Here is a 15022-nt window from a genome sequence, read left to right as displayed (position 1 = left end):
ATGGTGAATGAAAAACGCCTGCTGGAAGAATTTTTAGAGCTTGTCCAAATTGACTCAGAAACAAAGCACGAAGCTGAAATCTGCAAAGTGCTGAAACGAAAATTTTCTGATTTAGGTGTGGACGTTAAAGAAGACGATACAATGGATATCACGGGCCACGGAGCCGGTAACCTGATTTGCACGCTAAAAGGGACAAAACAAACAGATACGATCTATTTTACATCTCATATGGACACAGTTGTACCCGGAAACGGCGTAAAACCAGTTGTAGAGAACGGTTACGTCAAAACTGACGGCACGACGATTTTAGGCGCTGATGATAAAGCGGGATTGGCTGCAATGTTTGAGGCGATTAAGGTGCTGAAAGAAGAAAACATTGAACACGGCACGATTGAATTCATCATCACAGTAGGGGAAGAATCGGGTCTGATCGGAGCGAAGGCTCTTGACCGTTCTATGATCACTGCATCCTACGGCTATGCTCTTGATTCAGACGGAAAAGTCGGAAATATCATTGTGGCCGCGCCGACACAGGCGAAGGTAAGAGCGGCAATTTTCGGGAAAACCGCTCACGCCGGGGTTGAACCTGAAAAAGGCATTTCAGCGATTACAATCGCTAGCAAAGCCATTTCAAAAATGCCATTGGGCCGTATCGATGAAGAAACAACAGCTAATATCGGCCGGTTTGAAGGCGGCACACAAACAAACATTGTGTGCGACGAAGTTCATATTCTTGCTGAAGCGCGCTCTTTAGTTCCTGAGAAAATGGAAGCTCAGGTTCAAAAAATGAAAGCTGCTTTTGAAGAGGCAGCTGCTGATATGGGCGGACGCGCAGAAGTCGAAATTGAGGTTATGTATCCGGGCTTTAAATATCAAGACGGCGACCAAGTTGTTGAAATCGCGAAAAAAGCGGCTGCTAAAATCGGACGTCCAAGCGAGCTGCAAACGAGCGGCGGCGGAAGCGACGCGAACGTAATCGCTGGTCATGGCATCCCGACGGTCAATCTTGCTGTCGGTTATGAGCAAATCCATACAAAAAATGAAAAAATGCCGATCGAAGAGCTCGTTAAAACTGCAGAAATGGTTGTTGCCATTATTGAAGAGGCGGCAAAATAAAAAAAAGAAAACCCGAGTGCGATTTCCCGCATCGGGTTTTTTTAGCTCCATTTCCTAAGCGGCCAAAATAACACATCCTGTTTTTTAGCGTAATGAAGCAAGGGGTCTGACTCGGGCAATGTAATACCGTGAGCATCAGTCACCGTATTGACTGAAATTTCTGCTTCGGCGTTTTGCAGCAGCCACGGATGATGATGGATGTCTTCGTAATAGAGCTTATTGCGATAAGTGGTGTAGAGCCTGTATCGTTCTGTCAGCCAGTAATCGAGCGAATCCTTTTCTGCTGTAAAAGGCGCTGAAATGGGCCGGTATGCGGCGTGGAATGCTGCTTCTTTGTCATTTTTCCGCTTGCTGACATAGTCAATGGCATCACCGTTTTTTTCGGCCTTCATATCCGCGTAAAAATAAGGCAGATGAAAGAATGTGCGAGCGCCAAGGACCGCCAGACGATGATCGGCATCTAAGCTGAAAAAATAAATGCCAGGCTTGCCTTTATACGTGACATAGGTGCGGAGGTTAAGCTCAGGAAATGCACGCGCACCGGGAATGGCAGGAAGATAACGCGCCCTTAGGTTCGTGAGCATAAAGGGAAGCATGCTGATCCAAGCTTGCCCGTTATATGTATCTAATTCTAAAACGGACGGTACCAAAGCGCGAAGGATAGAAACATCAACAGGCCAGTGAGCAAATAAGACATCATTCCAGGTTTGTCTCATGATCCAGATTCCATCAGGTACAGAAATGTTTTTTTGCTGAAAGTGTTCCGTCAACGTATATGCTCCTTTCGTTTGGAGGTGAGTAAAGGTATTCCCTATTTCCTTCTTTTTAAACGATACGGCTATTTTTTGGATGGCCATTTCTGCTTCAGCTATGATAAACAAGACTGTTTGGCGCGGTATGCTTTGCAAGTAACAAAAAACAACCCCGGCTTTTCGCGCGGGGTTGCTTTTTTATTTCACCGACTCAGTAAGAGCGGCTGTTTTTTTACTTTTATGATGCGTCATCTGAAGGACGATGTTTTGCACTGTCAAAAACAGTCCGCTTGTAAACCAGTACAGCGGAAGGGCTGCCGGGACATTAAGCGAGAAAATCGTCATCATCACTGGGAAGATGAACACCATCAATTTTGCGGATTGCTGCGCCGCAGGGTTTTGCGGGACAGCGGAATATTTCGCGCTCAGTTTTTGAGCGATATAGGCTTGGACAAAATACATAATCCCTGCACTAAGGGACATGAGAATATCAGATTGCCCTAAACTGAACCATAGAAACGAGTGTGACGCAATTTCAGGTGTTGAGCGAATCGCGTAATAAAGCCCAATCATAATCGGAGACTGAATCAGCATTGGAAGACAGCCCATCGCAAGCGGGTTGATATTATGCTCCTGATACAGCTTCATCATTTCCATTTGCAGTTCTTTTTGTTTTTCAGGGTCCTTCGTCTTTTTCAACTTAACCTGGATACTGTCAACCTGAGGTTTAATAACGGCCATTTTCTCTTGGAAGATGCGCTGTTTTTTGAACTGATTGACAAACAAAGGCAATACAACTATACGCACAATAATGGTTACGAGGATAATAGAGAGTCCGTATTCTCCGTGAAACAGCCCGGCAACACCCTTAAGCAGAGCGGAAAACGGTTCGATTAAATAATCGTGGAAAAAACCTACGTTGCTGAGGCCCCCCACCTGATTAGTCGCTGCAAATGCAGCATTGCCCGAGCATAATACGATCAAAAAGATACCCATAGCCAAAAGTTTTTGATATGTTTTTAACAATTTTGTTCTCCTCCTTTTTATAAATGCGGTTTATAAAAGAAGAGAACCGGCGTCTTCCTCATCGTTCACAGGCGAATTCATGCGGAAGACTTTACGTATCCAAGTTGTAATGCGATGATATATAATAATAAGAAAGTCTGTTCGGTTAATGTGAAAGACCGTCTGATGTTCATCTGTTCGTTTTGATTTCCATTGCTCGCCCGCACGGCACTCCCGTAAGAGAAATGCAATCCCGATTGCCGTTAGAGCAGGAAGAATAATTGTGAAAAAATCGACTAAGAATAAAACGTCATTTATCGATTCCACAAACATTGTCATCACATCCATTCAATAGCTTCATTTTACTATATGTACAAGCTGTTGTCTAATGACCGAAAAGGAGATTTGTTTATGCTGGGAAAGAGCCGAATTATTTTCCATATTGATATGAATAGCTTTTATGCGTCGGTTGAAATGGCATATGATCCGGCTCTCCGGGGAAAGCCGGTCGCAGTTGCCGGAAACGTAAAGGAGCGAAAGGGCATTGTGGTAACATGCAGCTACGAAGCAAGAGCGCGCGGCGTCAAAACAACGATGCCGGTTTGGCAAGCGAAGCGCCATTGCCCTGAGCTCATCGTTCTTCCGCCGAACTTTGACCGCTATAGAAACTCTTCACGAGCGATGTTTACCATTCTCCGTGAATATACTGACCTGGTGGAGCCTGTCTCCATCGACGAAGGCTATATGGACATGACCGATACACCATACAGCAGCCGCGCGCTAGAGACGGCAAAAGAAATCCAAAGCAGGCTGCAAAAAGAGCTGCTGCTCCCGTCAAGCATAGGGATCGCGCCGAATAAATTTCTCGCTAAGATGGCGTCTGATATGAAAAAACCGCTTGGAATTACGATTTTAAGAAAGAGGCAAGTGCCTGATATCCTGTGGCCGCTTCCTGTTGGAGAGATGCACGGAGTCGGCAAAAAGACAGCGGAAAAACTGAAGGGACTCGGCATCCATACAATCGGAGAGCTAGCTGCAGCTGATGAACACTCCCTGAAACGCCTGCTTGGCATAAACGGTCCGCGCCTTAAAAATAAAGCAAATGGCATTCACCATGCGCCGGTTGACCCGGAGCGCATTTACGAATTTAAAAGCGTCGGCAACTCATCGACACTTTCCCATGATTCCAGTGATGAAGAAGAGCTGTTAGGCGTCTTTAGAAAGCTTGCTGCTTCTGTGAGTGCCCGTTTACAGCGCAAGGAAGTCATGGCTTCGAAGCTTTTTATTATGATTAGATATGCGGATTGGAAAACCATCACAAGAAGCACCACGCTGAGAAACCCGATTGATCAAAAAAATGACATTTTGAAAGAAGCGGAGCACCTCTTTTTTAAACATTGGAATAAAAATCCTGTCAGGCTACTTGGCATTACCGGAACGGATTTAGTAGAAAAAGAGCAGGCCTATAAACAGCTCGATTTGTTCAGCTTTAATGAAGATGCGAAGGATGAGCCTATTCAGCAGATGATGGAAAAGCTGAATAAAAAGTACGGTACCAAACTGATCAGAAAAGGGGCAACGTTAAAAAAAGAGGAGAGCAAAACAAAGGGAACAAGCTTTAATAAAGATTTTTTTCATGATGAAAAGAAAAGCTGAATCGCTTGAAAAAAAGGGTGAATGTATGGTAATTTCTTTATTATAAATATCATTTTATTTTAATTTAAATTTTAAAATGATTAAACGTTTGCAGAAGGGACGTTAGAATATGTCAAAACAACAAATCGGCGTTATCGGACTTGCGGTCATGGGTAAAAATCTGGCTTTAAATATCGAAAGCCGGGGATTTTCTGTTTCTGTCTACAACAGATCAAGCAGTAAAACTGAGGAGTTTTTACAGGAGGCAAAAGGAAAAAATGTTGTTGGCACATACAGCATTGAAGAATTTGTCCAATCCTTGGAAACACCGCGCAAAATCTTATTAATGGTTAAAGCGGGAACTGCAACAGATGCGACAATTCAATCTCTTCTTCCTCATCTAGAGAAGGATGATATTTTAATTGACGGCGGTAATACATACTATAAAGATACACAGCGCCGTAACAAAGAACTCGCTGAAAGCGGCATTCATTTTATCGGAACAGGTGTTTCCGGCGGAGAAGAAGGGGCACTTAAAGGGCCTTCTATTATGCCTGGCGGACAAAAAGAAGCACATGAGCTTGTAAAACCGATTCTTGAAGCCATTTCTGCAAAAGTTGACGGAGAACCTTGTACGACATATATCGGTCCGGACGGCGCCGGCCATTACGTAAAAATGGTGCACAACGGAATTGAATACGGAGATATGCAGCTGATCTCTGAATCATATTTCATTCTGAAACAGGTGCTGGGCCTTTCTGCTGATGAGCTTCATGAAGTTTTCGCTGAATGGAATAAAGGCGAGCTTGACAGCTACCTGATTGAGATTACGGCTGACATCTTCACAAAAAAAGACGAAGAGACAGGCAAACCGCTTGTTGATGTGATTCTTGATAAAGCAGGGCAAAAAGGAACAGGAAAATGGACAAGCCAAAGCGCACTTGACTTAGGCGTTCCGCTTCCGATTATTACTGAATCTGTATTCGCACGCTTTATCTCAGCTATGAAGGAAGAGCGTGTGAAAGCGAGCGGACTTCTTTCAGGACCAGAAGTGAAGCCTGTTACAGAAAATAAAGAAGAGCTGATTGAAGCGGTCAGAAAAGCGTTGTTCATGAGTAAAATCTGCTCATACGCGCAAGGATTTGCCCAAATGAAAGCTGCTTCTGAAGAATACAACTGGGATCTGAAATATGGTGAAATCGCTATGATCTTCCGCGGTGGCTGCATCATTCGCGCGGCATTCCTTCAGAAGATCAAAGAAGCTTACGATCGCGAGCCTGAGCTTGACAACCTGCTTCTTGACAGCTATTTCAAGAATATTGTAGAAAGCTATCAAGGAGCGCTTCGCCAAGTGATTTCACTTGCAGTTGCCCAAGGTGTGCCGGTGCCATCATTCTCAAGCGCATTAGCCTACTATGACAGCTACCGCACAGCCGTACTGCCTGCAAACTTAATCCAAGCACAGCGCGACTACTTTGGCGCTCATACTTATGAGCGTACTGACAAAGAAGGCATCTTCCATACTGAATGGATGAAGTAATCAATAGAAACCCCCGAAGCTCTTAAGCTTTGGGGGTTTTGTTATTAAGGAGATTGTTATACCTTTGTTCAGCGTAAAAAAGCCGAAAATGCTTGTAAACATTTTCGGCTTTTTTCTTCTTATTATATATTCCACCAGTGTAAGCCGTCTTTCGCCAAAAGATCATCAGATTCTTTCGGTCCCATTGAGCCTGATTCGTAGTTAGGAGATAAGGTTTTGTTTGCTGCCCATGTTTCAGAAATAGAGTCGACAAAGCTCCAAGAAAGGGCAACTTCATCCCAGTGTGCAAAGTTTGTTGCATCGCCAAGAAGACAGTCGTGAATGAGTTTTTCATATGCTTCAGGGGTGTTCAACTCGTCATTGCAATTGCTGCAATAATCGAGTTTGATTGGCTGTGCGTGTGCTGCTCCGCCAAGCTTTTTAGCATTTAAGTAAAGCGTAATGCCTTCGTCAGGCTGAATATGAATGACAAGCAAGTTCGGATTCATGTTGTTTTCATTACCGTAGTACAGGTTCATCGGAATGTCCTTAAATTGAACGACAATTTTTGTGGACTTTTCTTTCATTCGTTTTCCGGTTCTGATGTAGAATGGAACACCAGCCCATCTGAAGTTGTCGATCAAGAGCTTGCCGGCAACAAAGGTTTCTGTATTGGAGTCAGGAGCGACATTATCTTCATCTGTATAAGCAGGAACCGGTACACCGTCAATTTCACCAGCTTGATATTGTCCGCGCACAAAGTATTCATCCACTTCGTCTTTTGCAATAGGACGCAGTGCTCTCAGAACCTTCACTTTTTCGCTGCGGATTTCTTCTGTGTTCAATTTGATAGGCGGCTCCATTGCAAGAAGGGCAACCATCTGCATAATATGGTTTTGCACCATGTCGCGAAGGGCGCCTGATTTTTCGTAATATCTTGCGCGGTCTTCAACGCCTAGTGATTCGCTAGATGTGATTTGAATGTTTGAAATGTAGCGGTTTGTCCAAAGCGGTTCGAAAATCGCATTGGCAAATCGAATCACTTCAATGTTCTGAACCATTTGTTTGCCTAGATAATGGTCGATTCTGTAAATTTGATCTTCCGTAAATGCTTCGCGGATTTCTTTATTCAATGCCTGTGCGCTTGGCAGATCATGGCCGAACGGTTTTTCGATGACAAGGCGGGACCAGCCGGTTGTAGCTGTTACACCCTCTGATTTTAATGTTTTTGCAATCGTTCCGAAGAATTCAGGAGCCATTGCCAAGTAGAACATTCTGTTGTTAGGAATTTGATATGTATCTTCCAGCTGGTTAAGCAATACGTTAAGCTCTTGATAAGAACCAGGGTTTGTCACGTCAAACGGGTGATAGTAAAAATGAGACGTGAAATCATCTATATGCTTATCTGCAGATGAGGAAATGGATGTTTTAACAGTTTGGCGAAGATCCTCATTAGACCAAGGTCTTCTTCCAACTCCTACTACTGCAAACTCTTCTCCGATTTGTCCGTTTTGATATAAACGGTGAATAGACGGATACAATTTTCGTTTTGCTAAATCTCCAGTTGCACCGAATATGACAATTACTGCTTTTGGTTGTTGGTTTGTTTTCACTAAAAGTACCTCACTTTATTCGAAGCTTTATTTTAGTACACCCCGTATATTTCCTTCATTTTAAATCTAAAATTCAACGAAAGCAAACATTTAAGCCCTTTTTTAAGCAGAATGCTGAAAAAATGTTTTTAGCACGAAAGGATTGTTCTTTTCAGAGGCAAGATTCACATTTTCCGCTTGATCCTGTATTCTTGTAGGTATCTGGTTCTAGTAGGAGGAAGGAAACGTGGAATTACTTTTTTTAGGGACGGGAGCCGGCATTCCCGCCAAGGCGAGAAACGTCACCTCTGTAGCATTGAAATTGCTTGAAGAAAGGCGTTCGGTATGGCTTTTTGACTGCGGGGAAGCCACACAGCATCAAATTTTACATACAACGATTAAACCTCGTAAAATAGAGAAAATCTTTATTACACACATGCACGGCGATCATGTATACGGACTTCCGGGGCTTCTGGGGAGCCGTTCCTTTCAAGGCGGAGAGGACGAGCTGACAGTGTACGGACCTAAAGGGATCAAGGCGTTTATTGAAACAAGCCTTGCCGTCACGAAGACCCATTTGACATATCCGCTTGCGATCCAGGAAATTGAAGAAGGAATCGTGTTTGAGGACGATCAGTTTATTGTCACAGCGGTATCTGTTATTCATGGAGTGGAAGCCTTCGGGTACCGTGTGCAGGAAAAAGACGTACCGGGTTCCTTGAAGGCTGATGTATTAAAAGAAATGAACATCCCGCCCGGACCTGTATATCAGAAAATCAAAAAAGGCGAAACGGTAACGCTTGAAGACAGACGAATCATCAATGGGAATGATTTTCTGGAGCCTCCTAAAAAGGGAAGATCTGTTGTGTTCTCCGGTGATACGAGAGTAAGTGACAAACTAAAAGAGCTTGCGAGGGATTGTGATGTGCTTGTTCATGAAGCAACCTTTGCTAAGGAAGACCGTAAACTTGCTTATGATTATTATCACAGTACAACGGAACAAGCGGCTGTAACAGCGAAAGAAGCAAGAGCGAAGCAGCTCATTTTAACCCATATCAGCGCAAGATATCAGGGAGATGCTTCTTTGGAGCTTCAAAAAGAAGCGGTTGACGTTTTCCCCAATAGCGTGGCGGCATATGATTTCTTAGAGGTAAACGTCCCGCGAGGCTGAAGGCGGAGCTCTTATTTGACAATTTGTGATGACGTTGTATAATAAAACGTAATCATTACGCTTTATAAGGAGATGTTAATTATGAGAGTAAATGTTACTTTAGCCTGCACTGAAACGGGAGACCGAAATTACATCACAACAAAAAATAAACGCACCAATCCAGACCGTTTGGAGCTGAAAAAATATTCACCGCGTTTAAAGAAATATACCCTTCACCGTGAAACAAAATAATATAAAAGACCGGGAATCCCTTACGGCCCGGTCTTTTTTTACGTTAATTGACTGCCTGGTAAAGAGGAGCGGCCTGCTGGCACGCTGCGCACCATACGTCATAAATAGCCAAGTGAACGATATGAGGTTCATCATGATGGATGTTGTGGGAGCTGTTTTTAGCTTGAATCCAGCCGCTTTGGTTAGATAGAGACAATATGCTGCTGTGCAAGTTTTGCCACTCCTGTTCAGCAGCGAATTTCTCAGTCCGTTCTCCTGATGACAACACAAGAAGAGGCATGTTTCCTAAGTGGACTTGCCGCTTTTTGAGCTCCTGCAGACTTTTTGAAAACTCTGCATGTGTGCCCTCAAGCATCATCTTTCTCGTATGTGATCTGTGCATTTCTTCGGGTATAAAGGTAAAGCTGGCGCAATCGCCTAAAGCTGGGTCAAGAAGGACCATGCCGATAATATCATACTTGTTTTTGCAGGCCCATAAACCGGTGATGACAGCTCCGTATGAGTGTGAAACAGCCAAATAAGGAGGTTTTACATCAGCTGCTTTAAGCAAACTCTCCAATTCTTTCACTTGTTGATCAGCTGTTCGTTTAGCTCTGCTTTGCCCGCTTTTTCCTATGCCTGCCCGATCATATGTGAAAATGCCAAATTCATCATCAATGTCCGCCATTAATGGTTTCCACGTCTCAGAAGAAGTACCATAGCCGGCCTCAAAGACAATCGTTACACCGCTTGATCCTTTCCGGTGCTGTGTATGAAACGCACATCCGTCAATTGTATATGTCTTTTCCATCCAAGCTGATTTCATTGGAGTCATCTCCTCTAATTGGTTCTACTAGGGAGACGGAGAACCTTAGCCGATCGTTTCTCTAAAAATAAAAAAAGAGATATCCTCTACAGGATATCTCTTATGGGCATTACCAGCCTCTTTCGTATTGAACAGGGGCCGGAATCTCTGTATTGAGCTGTTTCGCAGCAGTTCTTGCAAAGAATGGATCCCGCAAAAGCTCTCTGCCGATAAAGATGAGGTCGGCACGTCCGTTTTGCAGAATTTCTTCAGCCATTGAACCGTCTGTAATCATGCCGACGGCACCAGTAGCCATGTCCGCCTGTTCACGGATTTTCTCAGCGAAGCTGACCTGATAGCCAGGGAATACGTTAATGTCTGCGTGAACAAGGGCGCCTGAGCTGCAGTCAATTAAGTCAACACCCTGCTCCTTCATCCATTTTGCAAAACCGATGTGATCGGCAATGTCTAAGCCTTTATCAGTGTAGTCAGAAGCAGATACACGGACAAATAAAGGACCGTCCCATACTTGTTTGACTTCATCAATGATCTCTCTCAAGAAACGATAGCGGTTTTCAGGTGAGCCGCCATATTCATCTGTGCGATGGTTGGAAAGCGGAGACAAAAATTCATGAATTAAATATCCGTGCGCCGCATGAATTTCAATCACATCAAAGCCGGCTTCTTTTGCGCGGGCAGCCGCTTGCTTGAACTCCTGGACCGTTTCTTTTACTTTTTCTGCTGACATTTCTACAGGTGTTGCTGATTGTTCGTCAAACGCAATCGCCGATGGAGCGAAGATATCTCCTTCAAGCTCTGCTTTACGTCCAGCATGGGCAAGCTGAATGCCGATTTTTGAGCCTTGTTCTTTGACCTGCTCAGTCAGTTTGGCAAAGCCTTCAATATGCTCGTCGCTCCAAATGCCTAAGTCTTGGTCAGTGATTCGTCCTTGAGGGTTAACCGCTGACGCCTCTACAATAATCAGTCCGACCTGGCCGATTGCGCGCGATATGTAATGTGCCATGTGGAACGGTGTTAATTTTCCGTCCTTTTCATGAGAAGAATACATGCACATTGGCGACATGACAATGCGGTTTTTTAACGTCATATCTTTAATTGTAATAGGTGTAAATAATTTTCTGGCCATTTCTTTCGCCTCCCGTAAGGTTTTTAGAGATTGATTATATCAAGTCATTTCTTTCCCGTCATATAAACTGCTCAAATGAACCGCTTTTGTCAAACATTTCTGTATAATAGACGAGAAATCAGTTTATTTTTCAGTATAGAAGCATTTTTATTCATAGGAGGGGCGGAATCAATGAATTGGCAGACGAAGGACGAATTGCTGGCACTTTTAACTTCTCTTGTGCAATACGAAAGCATCACCGGTTCAAAGGGCGAGGCAGCGCTTGCAGAGTATCTTTATTTTATTTTGAAGGACAAGCCCTATTTTCAAAAGCACCCTGATGATGTAACACTTCATCCGATGGACGATGGCAGATCTTTTCTTACGGCTCTAGTCAAAAAGAAGAATGTCAAAAAGAAGAATGTCAAAAAGACAGTGCTTCTGCTGAGTCATTTTGATGTCGTTGACATAGAAGATTACGGCGAATTTAAACATATGGCTTGCAAGCCTGCTGAGCTTTTGAGCTCCTTTTTAGAGAAAAAAGAGCTGCTCCCGGAACGGGTGAGAAGAGATGCCGAAAGCGGAGACTGGCTGTTCGGAAGAGGGACGATGGATATGAAAGCGGGGCTTTGTGTTCAACTGTCGATGCTGGAGAGGGCAATGAACGGACATTTTGAGGGCAATCTGCTGTTGATAACGGTTCCGGACGAGGAAGTGAATTCAAGAGGCATGATTGAAGCGGTTCCTGCATTGAAGGAGATGGAGAAAAAGCATGATATCACATTAACCGCTTGCCTGAATGCCGAACCGATGTTTGAAAAATTTCCCGGCGATCAGCAGCAATATTTTTATACAGGAAGCATTGGCAAGGTGCTTGCGGGTTTTTTCTGCAAGGGGATTGAGACACATGTTGGAGAGCCGTTTTCAGGTCTAAACGCAAATTTAATGGTATCTGAGATTAACCGTTTGCTTGAACTGAATGCTGATTATTGCGAAAAGGTTGATGGCGAGGTCACTCCGCCGCCGGTAAACTTAATGCAAAAGGACTTGAAAGAGGCATATTCAGTCCAGACACCGCATACAGCCGTCACATTATTTAATGTGCTGTCAATGAAACGCTCAGCTAGTGAGCTGCATCAGATGCTGCTTAAAACAGCAGAACAGGCGGCGGAGGAAATCATGTCGAACGTTCGGAAGAAAACACAGGATTTTCAACAATTTGAGCCATTTCAGCCGATTGAGCGGGACGTCACTGTTTTGACATTTGATGAGCTGGTCTCGCGTGCAAAAAAGCGTGCGGGGATCTCGGAAACAGAGCGGGCTCTAAATTATGCCTTTGCTAACAGGGGGGAGCTTGGAGACAGGGATTTTTCGACGAAAATTGTTTCTGAGCTTGCTTCGCTTTGTAAGGAGGATGCGCCGCTCATCGTTCTGTTTTATAGTCCGCCGCTTTATCCAGCTGTTTCTTCAAAGGATGATCAATTGATCAGAAATACAGCAGATCAGATAAAGCATTATGCGGCTGAGCGATACGGCATTGCATTACGGGAGGTTCAGTACTTCCCCGGACTTTCGGACTTGAGTTATCTTCAGCTGGAAAAACAGGAGGTTGATGCATACACAAGCAATATGCCGCTCTTTAACAGAGGATATTCATTGCCAAGCGGTAAAAATCAGGCTTTATATGTTCCGGTTTTAAATGTCGGTCCGGCTGGTAAAGACCCGCATAAATGGACGGAAAGATTGTATATGCCTTATTCCTTTGAAGTGCTTCCCGATTTGCTTTCATTTACGATCTCCGCGCTATTAAAGCAATCAGAATCTGCCGGCCAGCTGCTGCGGGAAAAATAAAAAACAGAAGGCACAGTGCCTTCTGTTTTTGTCTTACATCTAAGAATGTCTCTCTAAGGCGGCAACGGCAAACTGTTCTTTGATTTCTGCGCTCCGTTTAGCTGTTTCTTCAATACAGTGAATAATTGCTTCTTCAAAGCGGGAGTCCTGTAAAGCGCGAAGACCTGCCTCTGTAGTGCCCCCAGGACTGGTGATTTCTTTACGCAGCTTTTCCGGCTGTTTGCCGCTTTGAAGGAGCATATCTGTTGCCCCTGCCATTGTCTGCAAAATGAGTGCTTTTGCCGTTTCTTTATCTAATCCTACTTTTTGTGCCGCTTTTTCCATCGCCTCAATATAACGATACACATAGGCCGGGCCGCTGCCTGCGATTGCAGTGACAGCGTCAAGATCTCGCTCCTCAACCAGTGTTGCATCACCGATTGTTTTCAATAGAGCTTTTGCGGCACTAATATCATTCTGGCTTGCTTCAGCGCTTACGGAAAATCCGGTTGCTGATTTTCTGATTGCCGCTGATGTATTCGGCATGACGCGAATGACCGGGAGCTTTCTGCCAAAATAATGCTGAATGGTTTCGATGGTAAGGCCTGCAAGTACTGAAATGACAAGCTGGTCCTTGATATACGGTCGTATGCTGTCGATGCTTTCCGCCGCGTCTTTCGGTTTGAAAGCGAGGATAATGATATCGGTGTGAGTGAAAAACTCATTTTTATCTCTGCATGGACGCACGCCGTACGTTTCCTTTAATTCAATCAGACGCTCGTCATTTGAGCGATTTGTAATATAGATATGTTCTGGTTTTGTGATGCCGCTTTGCAAAATGCCGTTGATCATTGCTTCTGCCATTGACCCGGCGCCGACAAATCCTATCTTTTTCATTGATATCCTCCTTCTATCAGAACAACAAAAAACCTTTTCATCACGTAAAGGACGAAAAGGTTCGCGGTACCACCCTCATTAGCACAAATTGTGCTCAGCTCAAATCCCGTAACGCGGGAAACGTTTAGGTTTTCCTAACCGCGACTTGAGGGCAGGTTCTACAAACAAGCGGGCCGCAACACCTTTCAGCCGGGGGTATCGCTCTCTTAGGCCATTGCCTTGTATACTATTCCTCGTCATAGCGTTCCAATGGTTCTCGTTTTAGTTTGTTGTTCATTATGCAATGGCGGATAAGCTAATGTCAATAGCTTTTTCAAAAAGGTTTGTTCTCATTCAGCAATAATGACACAAGACCGAGAAAAAGCTAAAATATGAATAATGAATGAAGACAAGGAGCGAAAGGATGACAACTGAAGATGTAATTACGATCCGCGTCCCGACGCCGTTTGCTGTCGGCGATGTTATCGTTTACCTCGTAAAAGGTGATGCACTGACACTTATTGATGCAGGGCCGAATACAAAAGAGGCTGCCAGAGCCTTACAAGAGCAGCTTGCCGCTGTAAATGTGAAATTGTCAGATATCGAGCAGGTTGTCCTGACTCACCATCATGCTGACCATGCAGGCTTGCTTGATGTCTTTTCAGATGAAATCGAAGTGATTGGGCATGCGTTCAACGAACCTTATATCAGCCGAAATCAAGCCTTTATGGATTGGCAAAAACGTTTTTTTCAAAAGCTGCTGCCTGAATTAGGCGTTCCATTTGATACGGGGAAGGCGGAAAAGCTGATTCGATCAGCGTACGCATTTTCCTGTACGAGATCTCTGACAAAATCAATCAGAGAAGGTATGGGCATAGATGGGCTTGAGGGCTGGTCTGTGTTGGAGATGCCTGGACATGCTGAATCGCATATCGTTCTGTTCCATGAAAAAAGCGGAAGGATGCTTGGCGGCGATCTACTGCTGGCAAACAGCTCGTCTAATCCGATTTTGGAAGCGCCGAAAGCGGGAGACGTTAGGTCAAAGCCTTTAGTGGATTATCAGCGGTCATTGCGAAGGCTGTCTCAACTTGATCCAACAATCGTATTTCCTGGTCACGGCGAGCCTATCACCAGTGTACAAGCGCTGATTGAGAAGCGTTTTGACAAGCAGAGGAACAGGACGGAGGATGTGCGTCGCATGCTGGATGAAAAGCCGATGACCGCTTTTCAGGTCTGTCAGCAGCTTTTTCCTGCTGTATATGAAAAGGAATTGTTTTTAACGATGTCAGAAACGGCAGGTCACCTTGATGTGTTGGAGGCTGAAGAAGCCATCACGTCATATTGGGAAGGAAATACCGCATACTTTAAAACAATGAAGAGGTGAA

At 44.3% G+C, this 15022-nt stretch carries 14 protein-coding genes; 7 read left to right on the top strand and 7 right to left on the bottom strand.

The window, feature by feature from the left end; translation table 11 throughout:
• Nucleotides 1-1116 carry a tripeptidase T gene (locus tag NSQ83_RS12100; protein WP_003230352.1) on the top strand — a complete coding sequence of 372 codons (1116 nt, stop codon included), beginning with the start codon at nt 1-3 and terminating at the stop codon, nt 1114-1116.
• Between the two features lie 41 nt (nt 1117-1157).
• Here NSQ83_RS12100 and NSQ83_RS12095 read toward each other — a convergent pair whose 3' ends face one another.
• From NSQ83_RS12095 to mifM, 3 genes are all read right to left on the bottom strand, one after another.
• Nucleotides 1158-1886 (bottom strand): DUF2071 domain-containing protein, encoded by a 729-nt coding sequence (locus NSQ83_RS12095; RefSeq protein ID WP_198878648.1) that lies wholly within the window; start codon nt 1884-1886, stop codon nt 1158-1160.
• A gap of 180 nt (nt 1887-2066) precedes the next feature.
• Nucleotides 2067-2894, bottom strand: coding sequence for a membrane protein insertase YidC (locus tag NSQ83_RS12090; protein WP_003230359.1), 828 nt, complete (start codon nt 2892-2894; stop codon nt 2067-2069).
• Nucleotides 2895-2924: 30 nt separating this feature from the next.
• A complete protein-coding gene (mifM, locus tag NSQ83_RS12085) occupies nt 2925-3212 on the bottom strand; it encodes a membrane protein insertion/folding monitor MifM (protein WP_010886563.1) in 288 nt (95 codons plus the stop codon).
• A gap of 72 nt (nt 3213-3284) precedes the next feature.
• Between mifM and NSQ83_RS12080 the strand changes: the two genes are divergently transcribed.
• On the top strand, nt 3285-4529 hold the full coding sequence (locus NSQ83_RS12080; RefSeq protein WP_198878649.1) for a DNA polymerase IV: 1245 nt from the start codon (nt 3285-3287) through the stop codon (nt 4527-4529).
• A 109-nt stretch (nt 4530-4638) separates the two neighbouring features.
• Nucleotides 4639-6048 (top strand): NADP-dependent phosphogluconate dehydrogenase, encoded by a 1410-nt coding sequence (gndA, locus tag NSQ83_RS12075; RefSeq protein WP_003230365.1) that lies wholly within the window; start codon nt 4639-4641, stop codon nt 6046-6048.
• Nucleotides 6049-6170: 122 nt separating this feature from the next.
• On the opposite strand, the gene zwf is transcribed toward gndA, so the two are convergent.
• On the bottom strand, nt 6171-7640 hold the full coding sequence (gene zwf / locus NSQ83_RS12070) for a glucose-6-phosphate dehydrogenase (protein ID WP_014114310.1): 1470 nt from the start codon (nt 7638-7640) through the stop codon (nt 6171-6173).
• Nucleotides 7641-7866: 226 nt separating this feature from the next.
• On the opposite strand from zwf, the gene rnz reads away from it, so the two are divergent.
• Together rnz and rpmG are read left to right on the top strand one after the other, a co-directional pair.
• Complete coding sequence (gene rnz / locus NSQ83_RS12065) at nt 7867-8790, top strand: ribonuclease Z (RefSeq protein ID WP_198878650.1); 924 nt, start codon at nt 7867-7869, stop codon at nt 8788-8790.
• Nucleotides 8791-8871: 81 nt separating this feature from the next.
• Complete coding sequence (gene rpmG, locus NSQ83_RS12060) at nt 8872-9021, top strand: 50S ribosomal protein L33 (protein ID WP_003226511.1); 150 nt, start codon at nt 8872-8874, stop codon at nt 9019-9021.
• Nucleotides 9022-9064: 43 nt separating this feature from the next.
• Here rpmG and NSQ83_RS12055 read toward each other — a convergent pair whose 3' ends face one another.
• Entirely contained in the window at nt 9065-9826 is a 762-nt protein-coding gene (locus NSQ83_RS12055) for an alpha/beta hydrolase (RefSeq protein ID WP_014480195.1), read from the bottom strand.
• Nucleotides 9827-9935: 109 nt separating this feature from the next.
• A complete protein-coding gene (namA, locus tag NSQ83_RS12050) occupies nt 9936-10952 on the bottom strand; it encodes an NADPH dehydrogenase NamA (RefSeq protein ID WP_003230377.1) in 1017 nt (338 codons plus the stop codon).
• A 171-nt stretch (nt 10953-11123) separates the two neighbouring features.
• Here namA and NSQ83_RS12045 point away from each other — a divergent pair, with 171 nt between their 5' ends.
• On the top strand, nt 11124-12782 hold the full coding sequence (locus tag NSQ83_RS12045) for a M20/M25/M40 family metallo-hydrolase (protein WP_339238441.1): 1659 nt from the start codon (nt 11124-11126) through the stop codon (nt 12780-12782).
• 39 nt (nt 12783-12821) lie between these two features.
• Here NSQ83_RS12045 and proC read toward each other — a convergent pair whose 3' ends face one another.
• On the bottom strand, nt 12822-13658 hold the full coding sequence (gene proC, locus NSQ83_RS12040; protein ID WP_033884672.1) for a pyrroline-5-carboxylate reductase: 837 nt from the start codon (nt 13656-13658) through the stop codon (nt 12822-12824).
• A 403-nt stretch (nt 13659-14061) separates the two neighbouring features.
• Between proC and NSQ83_RS12035 the strand changes: the two genes are divergently transcribed.
• Nucleotides 14062-15021 carry an MBL fold metallo-hydrolase gene (locus NSQ83_RS12035; RefSeq protein ID WP_069703878.1) on the top strand — a complete coding sequence of 320 codons (960 nt, stop codon included), beginning with the start codon at nt 14062-14064 and terminating at the stop codon, nt 15019-15021.
• Nucleotide 15022: the final 1 nt, after the last annotated feature.

Origin of the sequence: Bacillus sp. PS217, assembly GCF_037963535.1 — a bacterium.
Classification (GTDB): Bacteria; Bacillota; Bacilli; order Bacillales; family Bacillaceae; genus Bacillus; species Bacillus subtilis.
This window is presented reverse-complemented; position numbering and strand designations above follow the sequence as displayed.

What these genes read in the sequence shown, in the direction of transcription:
- NSQ83_RS12100 (WP_003230352.1), top strand. Translation starts at nt 1, where the DNA reads ATGGTGAATGAAAAACGCCTGCTGGAAGAATTTTTAGAGCTTGTCCAA.
- NSQ83_RS12045 (WP_339238441.1), top strand. Translation starts at nt 11,124, where the DNA reads ATGAATTGGCAGACGAAGGACGAATTGCTGGCACTTTTAACTTCTCTT.
- rpmG (WP_003226511.1), top strand. Translation starts at nt 8,872, where the DNA reads ATGAGAGTAAATGTTACTTTAGCCTGCACTGAAACGGGAGACCGAAAT.
- gndA (WP_003230365.1), top strand. Translation starts at nt 4,639, where the DNA reads ATGTCAAAACAACAAATCGGCGTTATCGGACTTGCGGTCATGGGTAAA.
- NSQ83_RS12055 (WP_014480195.1), bottom strand. Translation starts at nt 9,826, where the DNA reads ATGAAATCAGCTTGGATGGAAAAGACATATACAATTGACGGATGTGCG.
- namA (WP_003230377.1), bottom strand. Translation starts at nt 10,952, where the DNA reads ATGGCCAGAAAATTATTTACACCTATTACAATTAAAGATATGACGTTA.
- mifM (WP_010886563.1), bottom strand. Translation starts at nt 3,212, where the DNA reads ATGACAATGTTTGTGGAATCGATAAATGACGTTTTATTCTTAGTCGAT.
- proC (WP_033884672.1), bottom strand. Translation starts at nt 13,658, where the DNA reads ATGAAAAAGATAGGATTTGTCGGCGCCGGGTCAATGGCAGAAGCAATG.
- NSQ83_RS12035 (WP_069703878.1), top strand. Translation starts at nt 14,062, where the DNA reads ATGACAACTGAAGATGTAATTACGATCCGCGTCCCGACGCCGTTTGCT.
- NSQ83_RS12080 (WP_198878649.1), top strand. Translation starts at nt 3,285, where the DNA reads ATGCTGGGAAAGAGCCGAATTATTTTCCATATTGATATGAATAGCTTT.